Source organism: Janthinobacterium sp. GW823-FHT06H09, from assembly GCF_058794735.1.
The window spans coordinates 140,695-154,993 of record NZ_JBXAHC010000011.1 but is presented as its reverse complement, the minus strand read 5'-3'; the positions used below and the strand labels follow the sequence as shown (position 1 = coordinate 154,993).

Here is a 14,299-nt window from a genome sequence, read left to right as displayed (position 1 = left end):
CACGCCATGATCAGCCAAACCGACCTCAGCAATACCGCCGCCTATGACGTCAAGGGCATGGATGGCTTGCGCCAGTCCGCCAAGGCGAAGGACCCCGCCGCCCTGAAAGAGGCGGCCACGCAATTCGAAGCCATGTTCATCAACATGATGATGAAAAGCATGCGCGAGGCCACGCCGCAGGACGGCATCATGGATAGCCAGCAGAGCAAGATGTACACCTCGATGCTGGACCAGCAGACGAGCCAGAACCTGGCCAAGCGGGGCACGGGCCTGGCGGACGTGCTGATCCGTCAATTGTCGTCGTCGAACCAGGCGCTGGCCGCCGACGGCGCCGAAGCGCCGTCGCCCCGTTCGTCGAGCATGGCGCAGGCCCTGGCCGCGTTCCGCCAGCAGCAGGGCGCGCTGACCGAGGGTGCAGGCAGCGCCGCCGCCACCGGCAAGACCCTGAGCGACAAGGCCAACGCCACGCAGGCGCCGCACGTGCGCGCCTTCCAGGAAAAGCTGGGCGTGCATGCGGAAGAAGCGAGCCGCGCCACCGGCATCCCGGCCAAGTTCATGCTGGGCCAGGCGGCGCTGGAAACGGGCTGGGGCAAGCGCGAAATCATCAGCCGCGACGGCAGCAGCAGCCACAACCTGTTCGGCATCAAGGCGTCGAGCGACTGGAAGGGCAAGGTCACGGAAGCCGTCACCACGGAATATGTAAATGGCAAGGCGCAGCGCAAGGTGGAAAAATTCCGCGCCTACGACAGCTACGCGGACAGCTTCAAGGATTATGCGCAGTTGATTACCAACAACAAGCGCTACGAAAAAGTGCTGGCCAGCGCGGGCGACGCCAGCACGTTTGCCCAGGGCTTGCAAAAGGCCGGCTACGCGACGGACCCGAATTACGCTGCCAAATTGACAAAAATTATTAAAAATTCGCTGGTCGGCTAATTCCCCGCCTGTCCCCTGCGCAAGCCGCGCGCTTCAAGTTTTCGCCGCGGCTGCCGTAAATACATTTGACGGTAACCAATAAGACACCATGACTTCGAATCTACTCAGCATCGGTAAGAGCGGTTTGCTTGCAGCGCAGGTGGGCCTGTCGACGACCGGGCATAACATCACCAACGCCAACGTGGCCGGCTACAGCCGCCAGGTGGTGCTGCAGCAGACGTCGCAGTCCAACTATGCCGGCTATGGCTTTGTCGGCACGGGCACGGAAGTGTCGCAGATCAAGCGCCAGTACGACAGCTTCATGGCCACTCAGGTCAATTCCGCGCAAAGCGCGACCAGTGCGCTCGACACGTATTACACGCAGATCAGCCAGATCGACAATCTGCTGGCCGATCCCACGGCCGGTCTGTCGCCCGCCATGCAGGATTTCTTCAAGGGCGTGCAGGATTTCAGCTCGAATCCCTCGTCGGTCGCGTCGCGCCAGGCGCTGCTGTCGAGCGCCGGCTCGCTCGCTTCGCGCTTTCAGGGTCTGAGCGCGCGCCTGACGGAGATCGGTGACGGCGTCAATTCGCAGATCACGTCGAATGTGACGGTGATCAATACCTATGCCAAGCAGCTCGCCGAGCTGAACAAGTCGATTTCCCAGTTGTCGGTCGATGCCAGCAACCAGCCCAACGATCTGCTGGACCAGCGCGACCAGCTGATCACGGAATTGAACAAATATGTGAAGGCGACGGTGCAGCCCGCCGCCAACAATACCGTCACCATTTCCATCGGCGCCGGCCAGCCCCTGGTGGTGGCGGACCGCAGCTTCGAACTGGCGGCCACGCCTTCGCGGACGGACCCGAACCGCATCGAGGTGGGCTATGTCACGGGCAGTACCGTCACCGTGCTGCCGGACAGTTCCCTGACCGGCGGTTCGCTGGGCGGCTTGCTGGAATTTCGCAGCGGTACGCTGGACAATGTCCAGAACTCGCTGGGCAAGGTCGCCATCGCGCTGGCCAGCACCTTCAACGACCAGCACAAGCTGGGCCAGGACTTGAATGGCGCCATGGGCGGCGATTTTTTCAAGATACCCGACCCCGTGATCGGTGCCGACCGCGGCAACAACGCCAGCAGCACCACGGTGCTGTCGGCCAAGGTCAGCGACCCGACCAAGCTGACGGCCAGCGATTACAGCCTGAAATACGACGGCAGCAACTATGTGGTAACGCGCGAATCCGACGGCACGCACACCATCATCAATCCGTATCCGCAAACGGGGCCGCAAACCATCGACGGCGTCGATTTCTCGATCTCGGGCACGGCCGCCCAAGGCGACAACTACGTCATCAAGCCGACGGCGAATGGCGCGGCCGGCTTGAACGTGCTGATCACCGACCGCAACAAGATCGCGGCCGCCGCGCCGATCGCCACCTCGGCGCCGGTGGCCAATACGGGTTCCGGCAAGCTCAGCGCCGGCTCCGTCGACAAGGCCTACCTGACGCCGGGCAATGCCCTGACCGGTCCACTGACCTTGACGTATGACAAGGCGACCACCTCGCTGACGGGTTTCCCGGCGGGCCAGGCGGTGACGGTCAAGGGCTTGAATGGCGCGACCACGACCTATCCGGCCGGCACGGCGAACATCCCCTACACGGAAGGCGACAACTTCAGCTTTGGCGGCATCAATGTCAGCATGACGGGCACGCCGGCGCAGGGCGATACCTTCGTCATCAAGCCCAATACGGGCGGCGTGGGCGACAACCGCAATGCCGCGCTGCTGGCGGGCTTGCAGACGAAGAATATCCTCGATGGCGGCAATGCCACGTTCCAGGGTTCGTATGCGCAAACCGTCAGCTTCGTGGGCAACAAGACGCGCGAAGTGCAGGTGAGCGGCCTGGCCAGCCTGGCCTTGCTGCAGCAGGTCAGCACCCAGCAGCAGGCCGTTTCCGGCGTCAACCTCGATGAAGAGGCGGCCAACCTGCTGCGTTACCAGCAGTCCTACCAGGCGTGCGGCAAGGTCATGCAGATCGCCAGCACCCTGTTCGACGTGGTCATCGGCCTGGGACGTTAATCAATTTTTGCCGCGACATAGCGCGCGGCGGCTTTCTGGAAGGGCAGCATCATGCGCATCAGCACACGAATGATTTATGACCAGGGCAGCTCGCAGCTGAACAATCTGCAGGGCGCCTTGAACCGTACGCAGATGCAGCTGTCGTCGAACCGCCGCAACCTGACGCCGGCCGACGATCCGATCGCCTCTGCGCGCGCGCTGGAAGTGACGCAGTCGCAATCGATCAACACCCAGTTCGTGACGAACCGTTCGAATGCGAAGAACTTCCTGTCGCAGGAAGAGCTGGCGCTGGCCAGCACCACCTCGCTGATCGCCGACGTGAAGGACCTGGTGCTCAAGGCCGGTAACCCTTCCCTGAAGGATGTCGACCGCGATACCCTGGCGAGGGAGCTGGAAGGCCGGCTGACCGACTTGCTGGGCATCGCGAATACGGCCGACGGCGCGGGCGGCTACCTGTTTTCCGGCTACAAATCCACGACCCAGCCATTCAGCCAGACGCCGACGGGCGCCAGCTATGTGGGCGACCAGGGACAGCGCGAATTGCAGGTGGGTTCGGCGCGCTACCTGGCCACCAGCGATTCCGGCGCCACCGTGTTTGAAAACAACCTGACGGGCAACGGCAAGTTCACGACGGCCGCCGCTACCGCCAACTTCACGCGCGGCGGCTCGGGCGTGATTTCGGGCGGCACGGTGACGGACCCGTCGGCATTGACGGGGCACAAGTACTCGATCGACTTCAAGGTCACGGGCACGGGAACGGACGCCGTCACCACCTATACCGTCACCGACGCCACCCTGGGCCAGACGGTGCCCAATCCTGCCGTGCCCATCCCCTACAAGGCGGGCGATGCCATCACCTTCGACGGCCAGCAAGTGAACATCACGGGCAAGCCGGCCGACCTGGACAGCTTTACCCTGGAGCCGAGCGCCAAGGAATCGTTGTTTACCACCGTGAAAAACCTGATCGGCGTGCTGCGCCAGCCTGGCAGCGGCGATGCGGGCCAGGCGCGCCTGACGAACGGCTTGAACGCCGCGCACAATATCCTCGATACGGCCTATGACAATGTGCTGTCCGTGCGCGCCGATGTCGGTTCCCGCATGAAGGAACTCGATTACCTCGACAGCGCCGGCGACGATCTCGACATCCAGTACGCCACCACCTTGTCGGACCTGCAAGACCTGGACATGGTGAAAGCCATTTCCACCTTCAGCCAGCAGCAAGTGACCCTGCAGGCGGCGCAAAAATCGTTCACTTCGATCTCGGGCTTGTCGCTGTTCAATTACATCAGCTGACGCACCGGCATCGCGGGATGGGCCGGCAAGCCGGGGCAGGGAGTGCATCTCCCGCCCCGGCTTTTTTGCGCGCGGAATCTGGCTGTTCTGGCAATATGTGCAGGCAAACTGTGCAGTCTAACTGCATATCTGTTATAGTGGAGTCTGTTGATACACCACACGGCCACCATGACCACCGCGCAAGAAGACCACGAACAAGTTCTGCAACTGGCCGGCGAATTGCGCATCCTGGTCGGCAAATTGCGCCGCCGCCTGCGCGAAGAGGCGCACCTGGGGGACGTCAGCATGTCGCAGGCGTCTGTGCTCAGCCGTCTCGAGCGCGACGGCCCCGCCACCGTCAGCAGCCTGGCGCGCGCCGAAGGCATGCGCCCCCAGTCGATGGCCGCCACCGTGCAAGCCTTGACGCAAGCGCGGATGGTGACGGGGTCGCCCGATCCGCTCGATGGCCGGCAGACGCTATTGACCCTGACGGACAGCTGCCGCGCCTGGATCGCGGCGAGCCGCGCCGCACGCGAAGACTGGCTGGCGCGCACCATCGAAACCCGGCTCACGCCGGCCGAAGTCACCGAGCTCGACAAGGCGGTGGCCTTACTCAAACGCTTGGCGGAGTGATCCGCTGAATTTTTCACCACGACCCCGGCAAGGAGCCCGCACGCCCAGATGAACAACACATTCCGTTCGCTACGCATTCCCAATTACCGTATCTGGGCCGGCGGCGCCCTCGTGTCGAATATCGGCACGTGGATGCAGCGCACGGCGCAGGATTGGCTGGTGCTGAGCGAATTGACGCAGCACAATGCCAGCGCCGTCGGCATCGTCATGGCCTTGCAATTCGGCCCGCAACTGCTGTTGCTGCCCCTGACGGGCATGGCGGCCGACCTGCTCGACCGCAGGAAATTGCTGCTGTGCACGCAGGCGGCCATGGGCTTGCTGGCGCTGGGACTCGGGATATTGTGCATCAGCGGCCTGGTAGAACTGTGGCATGTGTATGTGTTTGCTTTCCTGCTGGGCTGCGTGACGGCCTTCGATTCGCCCGTGCGCCAGACTTTCGTGGCTGAAATCGTCGGCGAGGAAGATCTGACCAATGCCGTGGCGCTCAACTCCACCTCGTTCAATGCGGCGCGCATGCTGGGCCCGGCCGTCGCCGGCTTGTTGATCAGCAGCGTCGGCAGCGGCTGGGTCTTCATCATCAACGCCGTCAGTTTTGCCGCCGTGATCGGTTCGCTGTTGCTGCTGCGCGTGGAACTGCTGCGCCATGCGCCGCGCGTCAAGGCCACGCGCGCCAGCCTGGGCGAGGGTTTCCGCTACGTGCGCCAGCGGCCCGACCTGATGGCCATCCTGCTGATGCTGTTTCTGATCGGCACCTTCGGCCTGAACTTCCCGATTTTCCTCTCGACCATGTCCGTGACGGCCTTCCATGCGGGCGCCGGCCAGTATGGCGTGCTCAGTTCCGTGATGGCTTGCGGCTCCGTGGCCGGCGCTTTGCTGGCGGCGGGGCGCGGCCAGCCCACCCTGGCCCTGCTGCTGGGCGCGGCCGCGCTGTTCGGCCTGGCCTGCGCGCTGGCCGCCGTGATGCCCAATTACTGGCTGTTCGGCATGATGCTGGTGGTCATCGGCATCGCCGCGCAAACGTTTACCACCAGCGTCAACAGCAGCGTGCAACTGTCGACGGCGCCCGCCATGCGGGGCCGCGTGATGGCCATCCTTTTGGCGATCTCGGCGGGCGGCACGCCGCTGGGCGCGCCCATCGTGGGCTGGGTGGCCGATACCTTCGGCCCGCGCTGGGCGCTGGGCATCGGTGCCCTGTCTGGCCTGGCGGCAGCCTTCGTCGGCGTGCGCTACCTGGTCAAACATCACCAGTTGCGCCTGAACGTCGACCTGCGGCGCCGGCGCTTCGCATTCAGCAGCGACCAGCATTGAGGCGGCCCGTCAGGGCGGCAGCAGGCCCGTGCGGGCGGCGGCCACGATGGCTGCGCTCAAGCCGTCGAGCAGGCCGGAGGCGGCGTGCGCCGTATGCCAGTACAGGGCGATATCGAGCGGGGTATCCGGCAGCAGTTCGACCAGGCTGCCATTGTCAAGATGCGGCTGGATCAGCGCCTGCGGGTGCAAGCCCCAGCCCATGCCGGCCAGGGCGGCCGTGACGAAGGCATGCGACGAAGGCAGGGCATGGCGCGGCAGTTCCACGTGCCGGTGGCACAGGCGCCGCACCCAGCGCGCCTGCAGTTCGTCCTTGGCATTGAAGACGAGGCTGGGTGCCAGCGCCAGGCTGGCGGCGCCGACGCCGTGGGCAAAATAGCGCTGCAGGAAGGCGGGACTGGCGGCGGCCAGGTAGCGCATGGCGCCCAGCGGGCGGCTGTTGCAGCCCGATGCGGGCCGGGCCGTGGCACTGACGGCGGCCAGCACGGCGCCGCTGCGCAGCCATTCGGCCGTATGGTCCTGGTCGTCGACGGCCACTTGCAGCAGCACCGGGTGCCCGGCCGCAAAGGCGGCGATGGCGGGCGCCAGCCAGGTGGCCAGGCTGTCGGCATTCACGGCGACGGGCACGCTGGCGCGCGACACGCCCAGTGCTGTCTGCGCCAGCGCCGGCAAGGTGCCCTGCAAATCCTGTTCGAGCAGCTGCACCTGGTCCACGTGCTGGCACAGGCGCCGTCCCGTTTCCGTGGCGCGGCAGGGCTGGTCGCGTATCACCAGCGCGCAGCCGACGCGCTCTTCCAGCAGGCGGATGCGCTGCGAAATGGCCGATGGCGTCACGTGCAAGGCGCGCGCGGCGCGCTCGAAACTGCCTTCGCGGAGGACGGCGGCCAGGGCGGCGAGGGCGGCATAATCGAGCATGAATGAAGTTTTCCTTAACTTACTGCAGTAAAGGTAGTTTGCCTTCATTGTGTGCGGCTGGCAAGATCGCTGCATGACACTTTCGACCGCCACCACCCCACTCGTTTTTTCCGTCTTTCTCCAGGGCTTGACCCTGGGCCTGGGACTCATCGTTGCCATCGGCTCGCAAAATGCCTTTGTCTTGCGGCAAGGCTTGCGCCGCGAACATGTGGGCGCCATCGTGCTGTTTTGCGCGCTGGCCGACGCGGCCCTGATTGCCGCCGGCGTGTTGGGCATGGCCCATGCGCTGGGGCAGCGCCCCTTGCTGGCCAGCGCGCTGGCATTGGGCGGCGCCGTTTTCCTGGCCGTCTACGGTTGGCAAGCGCTGCGGCGCGCGCGCCGGCCGCAGCAGCTGCGCGCGGCCGAAGGCGGTGCCGGGCTGGCGCTGGGCGCCATCCTGGCCCAGGCGGCCGCATTTACCTTGCTCAATCCCCATGTCTATCTCGATACGGTCTTGCTGGTGGGAAGCATCGGCGCCCAGCAACCGGGCGCGCTGCGTGGCTGCTTCATCGCCGGCGCCAGCGCGGCCAGCCTGCTGTGGTTTGCATCGTTGGGCTATGGCGCGCGCTGGCTGGCGCCGTGGTTTGCGCGGCCCCGGGCCTGGCAAGTGCTCGATGGCTTGATCGGCGTGACCATGTTCGTGTTGTCGGCGCTGCTGTTGCGCCACGCGCTGGGCTGGCAGCCCTGATCAGCGCGCGGGCGGCAGCGGCGTCGGCGCTGCCGGGCGCAGGGGATGCGGCGGCGCCGGCGGCGGCGGCCGGTCGCGCGTGGCAAAGCCGCGCGGCAGCAAGCGCGCCGTTTCTATGCCGCGCAGGAACATGTTCTGGAACGGCGTGGCCAGGTAGGGCAGGACCATGCCGATCACCAGCAAGCCCACGCCCAGGGTGACGGGGAAACCGATACCGAAAATGTTCAGCTGCGGCGCGGCCCGCGTCAAGATGCCCAGCGCCACGTTGGTCAGCAACAGGGCGGCGATGATGGGCAGCGAAATTTGCAGGCCGGAACGGAAGATTTCCCCGCCCCAGGCCGCCAATTGCTGGAAACCGCCGCCGCTGATGGGACTCGACGAAATCGGCAGGCTGACGAAGCTTTCCGCCAGCGCCGCCAGCAAGACCAGATGGCCGTTGACGGTCAAAAACATCAAGGTGGCCAGCATGACGAGGAACTGGCTGATGGCGGACGACCTGCCCTTGGTTTGCGGATCGAAGAACGAGGCGAAGCCCAGGCCCATGGTGAGGCTGCTGAGTTCACCGGCCATTTCGATGGCGGAAAACACGATGCGGATGGAAAAGCCCATGGCCAGCCCGACCAGCATCTCTTGCGTGAGGATCAGCAGGCCGGGCAGGGACATCGGGTTGATGGCAGGCAAGGCCGGCACGGTGGGGGCGATGATCATGGCCAGCAGCGCGCCCAGGGTCACCTTGACGGTGGCCGGCACGGCCGCGTTGCCGAACAGGGGGGCGGCCGCGATCAGGCCGAGGATGCGGCTAAGTGGCCACAGCAGTGCTGCGATCCACGTGTTCAGTTCGATGCTCGACAGGGTCAGCATGGCAACAATCGCTGCACTAGCCGACCAGGTTCGGGATGCCCGTGAACACCTGGCGCATGTAGTCGAGCATGACGGACAGCATCCACGGGCCGGCCACGACGATGGCGACGAAGATGCCGACCAGCTTGGGGATGAAGGACAGGGTCGCCTCGTTGATCTGCGTGGCCGCCTGGAAAATACTGACGATCAAGCCGATGATGAGGGCGACGAGCAGCATGGGCGCGGCCACCATCAGGGTGATTTCCATCGCATGGCGGCCCAGGGTCATGACGCTTTCGGGTGTCATCGTACTTCCCCTAGTAAAAACTCTGGGACAAGGAGCCCAGCAGCAACTGCCAGCCGTCGACGAGCACGAACAGCATCAGCTTGAACGGCAGCGAGATCGTCGCCGGCGACATCATCATCATCCCCATCGACATCAGCACGCTGGCGACCACCATGTCGATGATCAAAAACGGGATGAAGATGGCAAAGCCGATCTGGAACGCCGTCTTCAGTTCGCTGGTGACGAAGGCGGGCACGAGGATACGCAGCGGCACGTCTTCCGGGCCTTGCAGGGCCGCCGAGCGCGACATCTTGGCGAACAGGGCCAGGTCGGCCTGGCGCGTCTGCTTGAGCATGAAGGTTTTCAGGGGATCGACGCCTTTGTCCATCGCCTGCTGCATGCTGATCTTGTTTTCCTGATACGGTTGATACGCATCCGTATAGATCTTGTCGAACACGGGGCCCATGACGAACAGGGTCAAAAACAGGGCCAGCCCCACCAGCACCTGGTTCGGCGGCGCCGATTGCGTGCCGATGGCCTGGCGCAGCAGGGACAGCACGATGATGATGCGCGTAAAGCAGGTCATCATCAAGAGGGCCGCCGGCAGGAAGGTGAGCGACGTCATCAGGATGAGCGTCTGCACCGGCAGCGAGTAATTCTGGCCGCCGCCCGGCGCCGGCGTGCTGTTGAAGGCCGGGATGCCCGGTTCGGCCAGCGCCCACAGCGGCAGGGCCAGGGCGGCGGCCGCCAGCAGCCAGGTCAGGGGAGTCTTCAAGGTGGACCACGCCATCTGCTGCTTATTTCCCATTGCGTTTTTCGATGGTCTGTTTCAGCCACTCGGAAAAATTGGCGGCCGCGGGGCCGTTTTGCGCCGTCGCCAGTTGCGGCAACTCGCCTTCCTGGCGCGGCATGGTGGCCAGCGCGTTGATCCTGCCGGGCGAGGCGCCGACGACGATCCACTGGTCGGCCACTTCGACGAGGACGATGCGTTCGCGTCCGCCCAGGTTGAGCGAGCTGACGACGCGCATCTTGTTGTTGCCGCCCATGACCTTGGGGCCATAGCGTTTCATGAACCAGGCCAGGCCGATCAGCAGGGCCAGCACGAACATCAGCGCGAAGATGGTTTGCAGCAGGCTGCCGGCCGAGCTTGTCGGCGCCATCGTCATGGGCGCACCCGCCGGCATGGCGGGCAGGGCGGCGGCAGGCGAGGTGGCCGGCACCGTTGCTGCGGCAACGGGCGGTGTCCCGCTTGCGGCCGCGACGGAAGCGCTGACGGCGCTGGCCGCCGGCGCCGACGCGGCTGCCGGTTCCGCGTGGGCAATGCTGCATGCCGCCAGGAGCGGCAGCACGGTGGAAATCAACAGGCCAGGCTTCATTTATTCAATTTTCGGATACGTTCGGAAGGCGTGATGATGTCGGTCAGGCGGATGCCGAACTTGTCATTGACCACCACCACTTCACCCTGGGCGATCAGGCAGCCGTTGACCAGCACGTCCATCGGTTCGCCGGCCAGGCCGTCGAGCTCGACCACGGAACCCTGTGCCAGTTGCAGCAGGTTCTTGATGGCGATCTTGGTGCGGCCCAGTTCGACCGTCAGCTGCACGGGAATATCGAGGATGAAATCGATATCGTTGTGTGTTTCCGACTTCGATGCCTGCTTGGAAAAGTCCTTGAACACGGCGGCGCTCGCCGCGCTGGCCGTAGTGGCGGCCTGGTTCTGCAGCGCTTCGGCTTCCGCCTTGGCCTGCTCGGCAATGGCCGCGCCCCAATCGTCTTCCGCGCTTTGGTCGTCTTGGTTGTCAGACATGTGTTTCTCCTGTTGTACGGATACGGACCGCAGCGCGATCCGGGTATTTCTTAATGGTTATTCATATTGTCGGCATTCGCCAGCAACTTTTCGACTTTCAGCGCATATTGTCCGTTCAACACGCCATACGTGCAATCCATCACGGGCACGCCGTCGACGGTGGCGGCGATCAGTTCGGGAATATTCAGGGGGATGATGTCGCCCACCTTCATGTTCAAAATCTCGTCGAACGACACGCGCGCCGTGCCCAGCGAGGCCACCAGCTCGACTTCGGCGATCTGGATCTGCTGCGTCATCAGGCGGATCCAGCGCTTGTCCACTTCCAGCGCCTCGCCCTGCAGGCTCGAGGTCAGCGAATCGCGGATCGGCTCGATCATCGAATACGGCATGCAGAAGTGGATCTGTCCGGAAACGGAGCCCAGTTCCACCGTAAACGTGGACGCCACCACCACCTCGTTCGGCGTGGCGATGTTGGCGAACTGCGTGTTCATTTCTGAACGGATATATTCGAATTCGACGGGGAAGACCGGCTCCCACGACTTGGTATAGGCCTCGAAGACGATATCGAGGATGCGCAGGATGATGCGCTGCTCCGTCTGCGTAAAGTCGCGCCCTTCGACGCGTGTGTGGAAGCGTCCGTCGCCGCCGAACAGATTGTCGACCAGCAGGAAGACGAGGCCCGGATCGAAGACCATCAGGGCCGTGCCGCGCAGCGGCTTCATGTGCACCAGGTTCAGATTGGTCGGCACCACCAGATTACGGATGAACTCGCTGTACTTCGAGACGCGCACGGACCCGACCGACACCTCGGCGCTGCGGCGCAGGAAGTTGAACAGGCCTACGCGCAGCAGCCGGGCGAAACGCTCGTTGATAATTTCCAACGTCGGCATCCGGCCGCGCACGATGCGCTCCTGGGTTGCCAGGTTGTAGGTACGAACTCCCGTGACATCTTCCGGCGTCTGCGCGTCGTCCTGGTCTCCGTTGACGCCCTTCAGAAGGGCATCGACTTCTTCCTGGGAGAGGAAATTATCGGCCATGGCTGCTTATTGAATGATGAATGCGGTAAATAATACGTCCGTCACGTCCTGTTCCGGCCCTTTGTCCTCGAACGGCTGGTTCACCTGATTGATGATTTCGGCCGCCAGCTGCTGCTTGCCTTCCACGGTATTGAGTTCGGACGCCTTCTTGCCGGACAGCAGCAGCAACAAGCGGCTGCGCACTTTCGGCATGTTCAGCTTGATGCTATCCATTTCTTCCGGACTGCCCACCTGCAGGGTAAACGCGATCTGCAGATATTGCTCGCCATTTTCCGGCTGCAAGTTGACGGTGAAGGCATCGACGGGAACGAAAACGGGCGGACCTGCCTTGGAAGCGGCGTGTTTTTTCTTGCTCGGCGCCGCTTCTTCTTTATCGGCCTTGCCATGCAAGAAGTACCAGGCGGCACCGCCGCCGATGCCGCCGGCCACCAGCACCGAGGCCAGCACGATGATCAGAAGCTTCTTTTTCGAGGCGCCGGCGGGGGCCAGGCCTGCATCTGCTTTCGGATCTGCTTTCATTTTTGGATTTGCTTTCAATGGTACTCGGGTGCATGGAAGTGGATCACGACGCCATTATGTCATTATCGGCAAATTCTGCGCAGAAGGATGCAGTGAAAAGAGGGCGGAAGCGCCCTCAACTCGCTGTTTTTATACGAAAAGTTATGCCGAGGCGCGCGCCTGTGGCCTGCGGACGACGAATTGTCGTCAGGCAAAGGTATCCACGGCACTCAGGCTGGGTCGGCTGCGGCCGCCAGCTGCCGGCGCGATGGCGATCTCGCCGCCGGAGGTGCCGCCACCCTGACCATTGCCACGGCGTTCGCCCGAGGCGGCGCGCTCGCCGTTGTTTTGCTGTTCCGGCGTGCCGGCCGAGACGGTGGCGCTGCCGAAGGCGATGCCCGCTTCGCTCATCATTTCGCGCAGGCGCGGCATGGCCGCTTCCAGCGCCTGGCGTACTTCCGGCTGGGCCGACATGAAGGCGGCATCGGCCTGGTCATTGGTGACCGTCAGGACCACCTGCACGGGCCCCAGATCGGGCGGATTCAGGGTCAGGGTGGCGCTCTGGTCGCCGCCGGCCGCCATCCACACGACTTTCTGCCCCAGTTGCTGGTCCCAGGCCGGCGAGCCGACCCGGCCCGTCAGCTTGTCGGCCGGCACGGCCACGGCGGCCGCGGCCTGCTGCAGCGCGCCCGGCTGCAACTGGGCCGCAAGGCGGCTCAGGTCGGCAGGCGTTTCCTTGAGGATGGGTTCGGCTACGGCGGCGCCCGCCTTGGCGGTGGCCGCCAGCTGGGCGTCGATGGCCAGCTTGCCCGGCTCGGCCTTGCCTGCCGGCACGCTGGCGCCTGGTGTGGCGGCCGCCTTGCCCTGGGCCTGGCCCAGGCTGTCGGCAAAGTCGCCGCTGTCCGCTTGCGCGATGACGGTGGCGGCGGCCTTGCCGCTGCCCTGGCCGGCTGCCAGTAACGGCCCGGTTGCCAGGCCCTTGCCGTCGGCCTTGACGCTGGCGCGCGCCGGCAGTTCCGGCACGGCCTTGGCGGCTGGCGCCGGCGGTTGGATGGCCAGCTGGATGCTGCCCACGAGGGCCAGCATCTCGGCGGCCGGATCGGCTGGCGGCGTGACTGTCGTCGCGGGAACGGCGGGCACGCTGGCCTCTGCCGTGGCGCTGTCACTGTCGCCGTTGGCGGGGGGCGCCGCCTCGGTAGCTGGTGCGGGCGGCTGCTCGCTGCTGGCCGCCTGTTCGGTGCCCGCTTGCGCCGGCTTCGCTTCATTGGCGGGCGCCGGCGTCGCGGGTGCTGGCGCGGCCGCAGGGCTGGCGGGGCGTGCCGGCGCCGGCGCTGGTGCTTGCGCCATATTACGGCTGGCCTGGCGTTGCTCGATCTGGCGGTTCAGGGTGCGCTGGAAGTCGCCCGCCGCGCCGCTGGTGGAGGGCTGGCTGCGGTTGGCGGCACCGGGCGTGGCGTTTGGCGAGATGATCTGGGAAATCGGTGTTGGCTGGGTTTGCATGATGCTGCCTCAGTGTTGCTTAGCGTTTGTAATAGGCTTGTCTCGCCGCGTGCTCATCCATTGCTTTCTGGTCGCGCTTGTTTTCCAGCTTCAGCGCCTGTTCCTGCGCCCGGTTGTTCAGGGTGGTGTACGACATGCGCTTGCGTTCGGCCAGCTGCCAGCGCATCTTTTCATTCTCGCTGCGCGTCTGCGCATGCTCGACCACTTGCTGCTGGCCCAGGATGGCGCTGTCGAGCTTGACCATGAAGGCCTGGAAGTTGCGGTAAGCCATGGGCGTGATGCCGTTGCTCATGCTCGCCTCGAAGCGCTTGGCATAGTCGTCGCGGTAGCCGGACAGCATGTCGAGCTTCTGGCGGCAATCGTCGAGCGCTTTCAGGGCCGCGCCCAGGCGCTTGGCGCAATCGTCCGTTTCGCGCTGGGCAAGGTCGATCAGGGTAGCAAGTTGGAAAGGAGAAGCCATGGCTGATTATATTCCCGCTCTGCAAGTCCT

General features: G+C 64.5%; 16 protein-coding genes. 6 read left to right on the top strand and 10 right to left on the bottom strand.

What is annotated here, in order from left to right:
• The first annotated feature begins 6 nt into the window (after positions 1-6).
• The 5 genes from flgJ (at position 7) to AC1Q6X_RS20020 (ending at position 6,202) form a co-directional block, all read left to right on the top strand.
• Positions 7-933 (top strand): flagellar assembly peptidoglycan hydrolase FlgJ, encoded by a 927-nt coding sequence (gene flgJ / locus AC1Q6X_RS20040; RefSeq protein WP_099408912.1) that lies wholly within the window; start codon positions 7-9, stop codon positions 931-933.
• An 88-nt stretch (positions 934-1,021) separates the two neighbouring features.
• Positions 1,022-2,989: a flagellar hook-associated protein FlgK gene (gene flgK, locus AC1Q6X_RS20035; protein ID WP_070220147.1), complete on the top strand. Its 1,968-nt coding sequence runs from the start codon at positions 1,022-1,024 to the stop codon at positions 2,987-2,989.
• A 51-nt stretch (positions 2,990-3,040) separates the two neighbouring features.
• Positions 3,041-4,282, top strand: a complete 1,242-nt coding sequence (gene flgL / locus AC1Q6X_RS20030; protein WP_070220145.1) for a flagellar hook-associated protein FlgL — start codon at positions 3,041-3,043, stop codon at positions 4,280-4,282.
• A 168-nt stretch (positions 4,283-4,450) separates the two neighbouring features.
• Positions 4,451-4,894, top strand: a complete 444-nt coding sequence (locus tag AC1Q6X_RS20025; RefSeq protein ID WP_070220143.1) for a MarR family winged helix-turn-helix transcriptional regulator — start codon at positions 4,451-4,453, stop codon at positions 4,892-4,894.
• A 48-nt stretch (positions 4,895-4,942) separates the two neighbouring features.
• Positions 4,943-6,202, top strand: a complete 1,260-nt coding sequence (locus tag AC1Q6X_RS20020; RefSeq protein ID WP_492498225.1) for an MFS transporter — start codon at positions 4,943-4,945, stop codon at positions 6,200-6,202.
• Positions 6,203-6,211: 9 nt separating this feature from the next.
• On the opposite strand, the gene AC1Q6X_RS20015 is transcribed toward AC1Q6X_RS20020, so the two are convergent.
• Positions 6,212-7,114 carry a LysR family transcriptional regulator ArgP gene (locus AC1Q6X_RS20015; RefSeq protein ID WP_492498224.1) on the bottom strand — a complete coding sequence of 301 codons (903 nt, stop codon included), beginning with the start codon at positions 7,112-7,114 and terminating at the stop codon, positions 6,212-6,214.
• A 73-nt stretch (positions 7,115-7,187) separates the two neighbouring features.
• On the opposite strand from AC1Q6X_RS20015, the gene AC1Q6X_RS20010 reads away from it, so the two are divergent.
• Positions 7,188-7,841 carry a LysE/ArgO family amino acid transporter gene (locus tag AC1Q6X_RS20010; RefSeq protein ID WP_070289131.1) on the top strand — a complete coding sequence of 218 codons (654 nt, stop codon included), beginning with the start codon at positions 7,188-7,190 and terminating at the stop codon, positions 7,839-7,841.
• Here AC1Q6X_RS20010 and fliR read toward each other — a convergent pair whose 3' ends face one another.
• The 9 genes from fliR to fliJ form a co-directional block, all read right to left on the bottom strand.
• On the bottom strand, positions 7,842-8,702 hold the full coding sequence (fliR, locus tag AC1Q6X_RS20005; protein ID WP_070289132.1) for a flagellar biosynthetic protein FliR: 861 nt from the start codon (positions 8,700-8,702) through the stop codon (positions 7,842-7,844).
• A gap of 16 nt (positions 8,703-8,718) precedes the next feature.
• The gene (gene fliQ, locus AC1Q6X_RS20000; protein WP_034754044.1) at positions 8,719-8,988 is read right to left on the bottom strand and encodes a flagellar biosynthesis protein FliQ; all 270 of its coding nucleotides are present in this window, start codon (positions 8,986-8,988) and stop codon (positions 8,719-8,721) included.
• Positions 8,989-8,998: 10 nt separating this feature from the next.
• The gene (gene fliP, locus AC1Q6X_RS19995) at positions 8,999-9,775 is read right to left on the bottom strand and encodes a flagellar type III secretion system pore protein FliP (protein WP_070220134.1); all 777 of its coding nucleotides are present in this window, start codon (positions 9,773-9,775) and stop codon (positions 8,999-9,001) included.
• Positions 9,765-10,343: a flagellar biosynthetic protein FliO gene (gene fliO, locus AC1Q6X_RS19990; protein WP_492498223.1), complete on the bottom strand. Its 579-nt coding sequence runs from the start codon at positions 10,341-10,343 to the stop codon at positions 9,765-9,767. The genes fliP and fliO overlap by 11 nt, the downstream gene beginning before the upstream one ends.
• Positions 10,340-10,774, bottom strand: coding sequence for a flagellar motor switch protein FliN (fliN, locus tag AC1Q6X_RS19985; protein WP_070220130.1), 435 nt, complete (start codon positions 10,772-10,774; stop codon positions 10,340-10,342). Before fliN ends, fliO begins: the two co-directional genes overlap by 4 nt.
• 50 nt (positions 10,775-10,824) lie before the next feature.
• On the bottom strand, positions 10,825-11,811 hold the full coding sequence (gene fliM / locus AC1Q6X_RS19980; RefSeq protein ID WP_070220128.1) for a flagellar motor switch protein FliM: 987 nt from the start codon (positions 11,809-11,811) through the stop codon (positions 10,825-10,827).
• A gap of 6 nt (positions 11,812-11,817) precedes the next feature.
• A complete protein-coding gene (gene fliL, locus AC1Q6X_RS19975; protein WP_070220126.1) occupies positions 11,818-12,330 on the bottom strand; it encodes a flagellar basal body-associated protein FliL in 513 nt (170 codons plus the stop codon).
• A 186-nt stretch (positions 12,331-12,516) separates the two neighbouring features.
• The gene (locus AC1Q6X_RS19970) at positions 12,517-13,809 is read right to left on the bottom strand and encodes a flagellar hook-length control protein FliK (RefSeq protein ID WP_492498222.1); all 1,293 of its coding nucleotides are present in this window, start codon (positions 13,807-13,809) and stop codon (positions 12,517-12,519) included.
• A 19-nt stretch (positions 13,810-13,828) separates the two neighbouring features.
• Entirely contained in the window at positions 13,829-14,269 is a 441-nt protein-coding gene (gene fliJ / locus AC1Q6X_RS19965; protein WP_492498221.1) for a flagellar export protein FliJ, read from the bottom strand.
• Positions 14,270-14,299: the final 30 nt, after the last annotated feature.